Source organism: Promicromonospora citrea (genome assembly GCF_013004695.1).
Lineage (GTDB): Bacteria > Actinomycetota > Actinomycetes > Actinomycetales > Cellulomonadaceae > Promicromonospora > Promicromonospora citrea.
This window is the reverse complement of the sequence record NZ_JABEMG010000187.1, coordinates 1-6,471: the sequence shown is the minus strand read 5'-3', so window position 1 is coordinate 6,471 and position 6,471 is coordinate 1. Positions and strand designations below refer to the sequence as shown.

5 protein-coding genes and 1 pseudogene are annotated in these 6,471 nt (G+C 74.1%); all 6 read left to right on the top strand.

Annotated elements, in window-relative coordinates:
- A partial coding sequence (gene infB, locus HLB15_RS21675) for a translation initiation factor IF-2 (RefSeq protein ID WP_171108575.1) occupies nt 1-2,187 on the top strand: 2,187 nt, incomplete at its 5' end.
- A gap of 113 nt (nt 2,188-2,300) precedes the next feature.
- On the top strand, nt 2,301-2,738 hold the full coding sequence (gene rbfA, locus HLB15_RS21670; RefSeq protein ID WP_171108573.1) for a 30S ribosome-binding factor RbfA: 438 nt from the start codon (nt 2,301-2,303) through the stop codon (nt 2,736-2,738).
- A 70-nt stretch (nt 2,739-2,808) separates the two neighbouring features.
- Nucleotides 2,809-3,906, top strand: a complete 1,098-nt coding sequence (gene truB, locus HLB15_RS21665; RefSeq protein ID WP_171108571.1) for a tRNA pseudouridine(55) synthase TruB — start codon at nt 2,809-2,811, stop codon at nt 3,904-3,906.
- 86 nt (nt 3,907-3,992) lie between these two features.
- Entirely contained in the window at nt 3,993-5,018 is a 1,026-nt protein-coding gene (locus HLB15_RS21660) for a bifunctional riboflavin kinase/FAD synthetase (protein WP_171108569.1), read from the top strand.
- Nucleotides 5,019-5,068: 50 nt separating this feature from the next.
- Nucleotides 5,069-5,749 carry an ABC transporter ATP-binding protein gene (locus HLB15_RS21655; RefSeq protein ID WP_171108567.1) on the top strand — a complete coding sequence of 227 codons (681 nt, stop codon included), beginning with the start codon at nt 5,069-5,071 and terminating at the stop codon, nt 5,747-5,749.
- A pseudogene (locus tag HLB15_RS21650) lies at nt 5,746-6,471 on the top strand (hypothetical protein); the annotation flags it as partial. The gene HLB15_RS21655 and the pseudogene HLB15_RS21650, both read left to right, overlap by 4 nt.

The following is a 6,471-nucleotide window of genomic DNA, read 5'->3' as shown; positions in this document are numbered from 1 at the left end:
CCCCGTCCGGGTGGCCCGCGTCCGTCGGCCCCGCGTCCCGGTGGCGGCGGCGGTCCGCGTCCGAACCCCGGCATGATGCCGGGCCGGACCTCCATGCCGCGTCCGGGTGACCGCCCGGCTCCCGGTGGTGGCCGTGGCCGCCCCGGTGGTGGCGGTGGCCGTCCGGGTGGCGGCGGCGGTGCCGGTGCCCCGGGTCGTCCCGGTGGCGGCGGCTTCGGCGGCCCGCGCCGTGGTGCCGGCGGTCGTGGCTCGACGCAGGGTGCCTTCGGGCGCGCCGGCGGCAAGCCGGTCCGCGGACGCAAGTCGCGTCGGGCGAAGCGCCAGGAGTTCGAGGCCATGCAGGCGCCGTCGCTCGGCGGCGTGCAGGTCCCGCGCGGCAACGGCTCGACGGTGGTGCGCCTGCGCCACGGTGCCTCGCTGAACGACTTCGCGGACAAGATCGACGCGAACCCCGCGTCGCTCGTGACCGTGCTGTTCCACCTGGGTGAGATGGCCACGGCCACGCAGTCCCTCGACGAGGACACCTTCGGCACGCTGGCCGCCGAGCTCGGCTACGTGATCGAGATGGTCTCGGCGGAGGAGGAGGACCGGGAGCTGCTCGGCACCTTCGACATCGACCTGCAGGCCGAGGAGGCCGGCGAGTCCGACGAGGACCTCGTCGCCCGCCCGCCGGTCGTGACCGTCATGGGTCACGTCGACCACGGTAAGACGAAGCTGCTGGACGCGATCCGCAAGTCGGACGTCGTGGCCGGCGAGCACGGTGGCATCACGCAGCACATCGGTGCCTACCAGATCACGGCCGAGCACGAGGGCGTCGAGCGGGCGATCACGTTCATCGACACCCCGGGCCACGAGGCGTTCACCGCCATGCGTGCCCGTGGTGCGCAGGTCACGGACATCGCGATCCTCGTGGTCGCGGCCGACGACGGCGTGATGCCGCAGACGGTCGAGGCCGTGAACCACGCGCAGGCCGCCGGCGTGCCGATCGTGGTCGCCGTCAACAAGATCGACGTCGAGGGTGCGAACCCGGCGAAGGTGCGTCAGCAGCTCACCGAGTACAACCTGGTGGCGGAGGAGTACGGCGGCGACACGATGTTCGTCGACGTCGCGGCCAAGCCGGGCATCGGCATCGACGACCTCATCGAGGCCGTCCTGCTGACCGCCGACGCGGCCCTCGACCTGCGCGCCAACCCGTCCAAGGACGCGCGCGGCGTCGCGATCGAGGCCAACCTCGACAAGGGCCGCGGCTCCGTGGCCACGGTGCTGGTCCAGTCCGGCACGCTGCACGTCGGTGACGCGATCGTCGCGGGCACGGCCCACGGCCGCGTGCGCGCGATGTTCGACGAGCACGGCAACTCGGTCGAGGCGGCCACCCCGGCCCGTCCCGTCCAGGTGCTGGGTCTGACGAGCGTCCCGAGCGCGGGCGACACGTTCCTCGTGGCGCCCGACGACCGGACCGCCCGCCAGATCGCCGAGAAGCGCGAGGCGGCCGAGCGCGCCGCGACGCTGGCCAAGCGCCGCAAGCGGATCAGCCTCGAGGACTTCGACACCGAGCTCAAGAAGGGCAAGGTCGAGAGCCTCAACCTCATCCTCAAGGGCGACGTGTCCGGTGCCGTCGAGGCACTGGAGGACGCGCTGCTCAAGATCGACGTGGGCGACGAGGTCCAGCTGCGCGTCATCCACCGCGGTGTGGGTGCCATCACGCAGAACGACGTCAACCTCGCCACCGTCGACAGCGCCGTGATCATCGGCTTCAACGTGAAGTACGGCGAGCGCGTCGAGGAGCTGGCGGAGCGCGAGGGCGTCGACGTCAAGTTCTACTCGGTCATCTACCAGGCGATCGAGGACGTCGAGGCGGCCCTCAAGGGCATGCTCAAGCCGGAGTACGAGGAGGTCCAGCTCGGGACCGCGGAGATCCGCCAGGTCTTCCGCTCCTCGAAGTTCGGCAACATCGCCGGTTCGGTGGTTCGCTCCGGCACCATCCGCCGCAACAGCAAGGCGCGCGTGCTGCGCGGTGGCACGGTCGTGGGGGACAACCTCAGCATCGAGTCGCTGCGCCGCGAGAAGGACGACGTCACCGAGGTCCGCGAGGGCTTCGAGTGCGGTATCGGTCTCGGGTCGTTCAACGACATCACCGAGGGCGACATCATCGAGACGTTCGAGATGCGCGAGAAGCCGCGCGACTGATCGCACGGCTCGCCGATGACTGAAGGAGTGCGGGGTGTCCGCCCGGCCGGCTCGACCGGACCGGACGGGCGCCCCGCACTCGCGTCGACACTCACGTCGAAAGGAAACGACCCATGGTCGACAACCCGCGGGCACGCAAGCTCGCCGACCGCATCAAGGTGATCGTCGCGCAGATGATCGACACGCGGATCAAGGACCCGCGGCTCGGCTTCGTCACGATCACGGACGTGCGGGTGACGGGCGACCTGCAGAACGCCTCGATCTTCTACACCGTCTACGGCTCCGACGAGGAGCGCGCGGGCACGGCCGCCGCGCTGAAGAGCGCGACCGGCATGATCCGCTCCGAGGTGGGCAAGCAGACGGGCGTCCGCCTGACGCCGGCGCTCGAGTTCCACCTGGACTCCGTGCCCGAGACGGCCGCGACGCTGGACGCCGCGCTGCTCGAGGCCCGCAAGCGCGACGCCGAGCTCGAGGCGCTCCGCGCGAGCGCCACCTACGCGGGCGAGGCGGACCCGTACAAGAAGCCCCGCGAGGACGACGAGTCCGAGTGAGGCCCGGCGCACGGCGCGGGGGAGACCTCGACGCCGTGCGCCGTCCCTGAGCAGCGAGATACTGGTACCCATGATTTCACCCACCCCGCAGGCGCAGACGCGTCGGCCGACGGCGGCCGACGGGTTCGTCGTCGTCGACAAGCCGCAGGGCTGGACGAGCCACGACGTGGTCGGACGCGTGCGGCGGCTCGCCGGGACCCGCAAGGTCGGGCACGCGGGAACGCTCGACCCGATGGCGACCGGCGTGCTCGTGCTGGGTGTCGGCAAGGCGACGCGCCTGCTGACCTACGTGGTCGGCGCCGACAAGGACTACGACGCGACGATCCGGCTCGGCGTCGCCACGACGACCGACGACGCCGAGGGCACCGTCGTCGTCGTGGCCGACCCGGCGGCCGTCGAGGCGGTGGAGCAGGCCGCGCTGGATGCGGCGGTCACCGACCTCACGGGTGACATCCTGCAGGTGCCGACGTCGGTCTCCGCCGTCAAGGTGGACGGCAAGCGGGCGTACGCGCGCGTCCGCGCGGGCGAGGACGTCACCCTGCAGGCCCGCCCGGTGACGGTCTCCCGGTTCGACGTGCTCGACGTGCGCCGCGGGACGGCGACCGTGCCCGCCGGCGGTCCCGCGGAGGTCTATCTCGAGGGCCCTGACGAGGACGGCGCAGAGTCCGGCGCAGGGTCCGGCGCAGTGCCCGGCGTCGTGCCGACGGCCGCCGACCCGGGCGCCGGTCCCGTGCGCGAGGTGCCCGTGATCGACGTCGACGTCCGCGTGACTGTCTCGTCCGGGACCTACGTGCGCGCGCTGGCGCGTGACCTCGGCGCCGCCCTGGGCACCGGTGGTCACCTGACGGTGCTGCGCCGCACCAGGGTGGGGGGCTACGACCTGTCCGGTGCCCGCACGCTGGAGGACATGGAGCGGCAGGCCGACGCCGACGGCACGCTGGCCACGCTGCCTCTCGCCGACGCCGCGCGCGGCACGTTCCCCGTCCGTGAGCTCGACGACGTCGAGGTCCGGGCGCTCGGCTACGGCCAGTGGGTCGAGCCGTCGGGCAGGCCGGAGGTGGTGGCGGCGCTGTCGCCGGCGGGCGCGCTGGTCGCGCTGCTGGAGGACACCCGACGGCGGGGCGAGAGCCTCGCCAAGCCGGTGCTGGTGCTCGCGCCGGCCCCCTGACATCGCCCGAGCCCGACCCCGGGCAGCCGTGGGCTGCCGATAGGCTTGCGGTACTCGCGCCACCTGATACATGAGGAGCAACCCGCGTGCAGCTGTGGACGGACCTGGACCAGGTTCCCCCGGGATTCGGGCCCTCAGTGGTCACGATCGGCAACTTCGACGGCGTGCACCGTGGCCACCAGGCCGTGCTCGACCGCATCCTCCGGCTCGCGCGCGGTGACGACGCGCAGGCCGTCGCCGTCACGTTCGACCCCCACCCCGCCGCGGTGCACCGCCCCGAGTCGGCGCCCGAGCTGATCACGGGACTGCAGGACCGGCTCGCGCTCATGGAGCGCACGGGGCTGGACGCCACCCTGCTGGTCCGCTACACGCTCGACTTCGCCGCGCAGACGCCCGAGGAGTTCGTCGCGCGCTACCTCGTCGACGGCCTGCGGGCCCGGACCGTGGTGGTGGGGCACGACGTGCGCTTCGGCAAGCAGAACGCGGGCACCCTCGCCACCATGGTCGAGCTCGGCGGGCAGCACGGCTTCGAGGTGGTCGCCATCGAGGACGTCGGGGACGCGGGGCGCGACGGCGAGGGGCACCAGCGCTGGTCGTCGACGGCGGTCCGCGCGCTGCTCGCCGAGGGCGACGTCGGCCAGGCCGCCGACGTGCTCGGGCGCCCGCACCTGCTGCGCGGCACCGTGGTCCACGGCGACGCGCGCGGCCGCGAGCTCGGGTTCCCCACGGCCAACCTCGGCGACATCACGGGCCTCGTCCCGGCCGACGGCGTCTACGCCGGCCGCCTGCGCCGCGGCGCCGCGGCCACGTGCGCGAGCCTCTCGTCGTCCGACCGCACCGGCTCGTCCCGGCCTGCGGCGCCGGGCGAGGAGGAGGTGCTGCCCGCCGCGATCTCGGTGGGCACCAACCCGACCTTCGACGGCGTCGAGCGCCGCGTCGAGGCGTACGTGCTCGACCGCACCGACCTCGACCTGTACGACCAGGAGGTCGCGCTCGAGTTCGTGGCCCACCTGCGTCCGACGCTGCGCTTCGACGGCATCGAGCCGCTCGTCACCCAGATGAACGAGGACGTGGCCCGCGCACGGGAGATCCTGGGCGGCCCGGCATCGTAGGAGGTGCCGCCGTCGGGAGAACTTCCGGCCCCTCGGACGTTGGGCAGGACATGACGCTCCTCGAACTGTCCGACCTGGTCGTCGGGTACGGCGGCAACGCCGTCTGCCCCGCGGTCACGCTCACCGTGGGACCCGGCGACGTCGTCGCCGTCATCGGGACCAACGGCACCGGCAAGTCGACGCTCCTGCGCACCGTGCTGGGTCTGCAGGAGCCGTTGTCGGGCACGGTACGGGCGTTCGGGCGGAGCGTCGACGAGCGTGAGCGTGACTTCCGCCGCCGCGTCGCGGGCGTGCTGGACGACGACGCGTTCTTCCCCGGCGTGACCGTGCGCGAGCACCTCGTGCTCACCGCGCGCGGTCACGGGGTGCGCGACGCCGGGGCCGTGACCGACCGGGTGCTCGAGCACATGGGCATCGCGGGCCACGGGGGCGCCATGCCGCACACGCTCTCCTCCGGCCAGCGCCGCCGGTTCCTGCTCGCGAGCGCCCTCGTGCGCCCGCGCGACCTGCTCGTGCTCGACGAGCCCGAGCAGCGCCTCGACACCGCCGTGCGCACCCGGCTCGGCGAGACGCTCCGCGCCGAGGCCGACGCCGGGACCGCTGTCCTGTTCGCCACCCACGACGACCGTCTCCTGGCCGCCACGGGCGCCCGTGCGCTGCACCTGGCCGACGACGGCGCCGTGCTGGTGCCGCCCGCGGACGCGCCGGGCGTGCTGGCGGGCTTCCGGTGACCGGCCCGCTGCCGCGCCCTGTCGCGGACGAGGACGAACGGCTCACCGGGGCCGAGCTGCGCCGGCTCACGGCACGCGTGCGGGCCCACAACGTGCCGACCGAGCCGGGCCGGGTGGTGGCCGACGTCGGCCAGGTCGCGATCACGGCCGCGCTGGTGGTGCTCTACCTGTGGGGGTTCGGCGCGCCGGTGCGCGAGCTGCTCGCGTCCGACGCCTCGGGCTTCGGGCTCGGTCACGGGCTGATCCAGGCCATGGCGCTCGCGCTCGCCGTGGCCGCAGGCGCCGTCGTCGCGACCCGGCTGGGACCCGCGGGGCTGCCGGCGGCCGGGGTGCGCTGGTGGCTGCCGACGTCGGCGGACCGCACGGGCCTCGTCGCGCCGTCCGTGGTGCGGGCCACGCTGGCCGCCGTCGGCGCGGGCCTGCTCGCCGGCGGTGCGCCCGCCCTGCTCGTGGGCGCCACCGTGGGGCACGTCGTGCTCGACGCGGCCTTCGGCGCCGCGGTCGGCCTGCTGGTCGTGGGCGGGGCGGGCCTGCTCCAGGTGTCCGGCGAGGCGTCCGGGGCGACGGCGGACGGGACGGCCGGACGAGTCCTGACCCTCCTGCTCGCCGCGGTACCGGTCGTGGGCCTCGGCGTCGCGCTCTGGGCGCCCGCCTGGGCGGCCTGGGTGGTGCCGTGGCCGGTCACCGCGGTCCTCGGGCTCGGGGGCGCCGCCGCCGTCGCC

Bases quoted from the DNA above. Each gene is read 5' to 3' on its own strand.
- rbfA (WP_171108573.1), top strand. From the start codon at position 2,301: ATGGTCGACAACCCGCGGGCACGCAAGCTCGCCGACCGCATCAAGGTG.
- truB (WP_171108571.1), top strand. From the start codon at position 2,809: ATGATTTCACCCACCCCGCAGGCGCAGACGCGTCGGCCGACGGCGGCC.
- HLB15_RS21655 (WP_171108567.1), top strand. From the start codon at position 5,069: ATGACGCTCCTCGAACTGTCCGACCTGGTCGTCGGGTACGGCGGCAAC.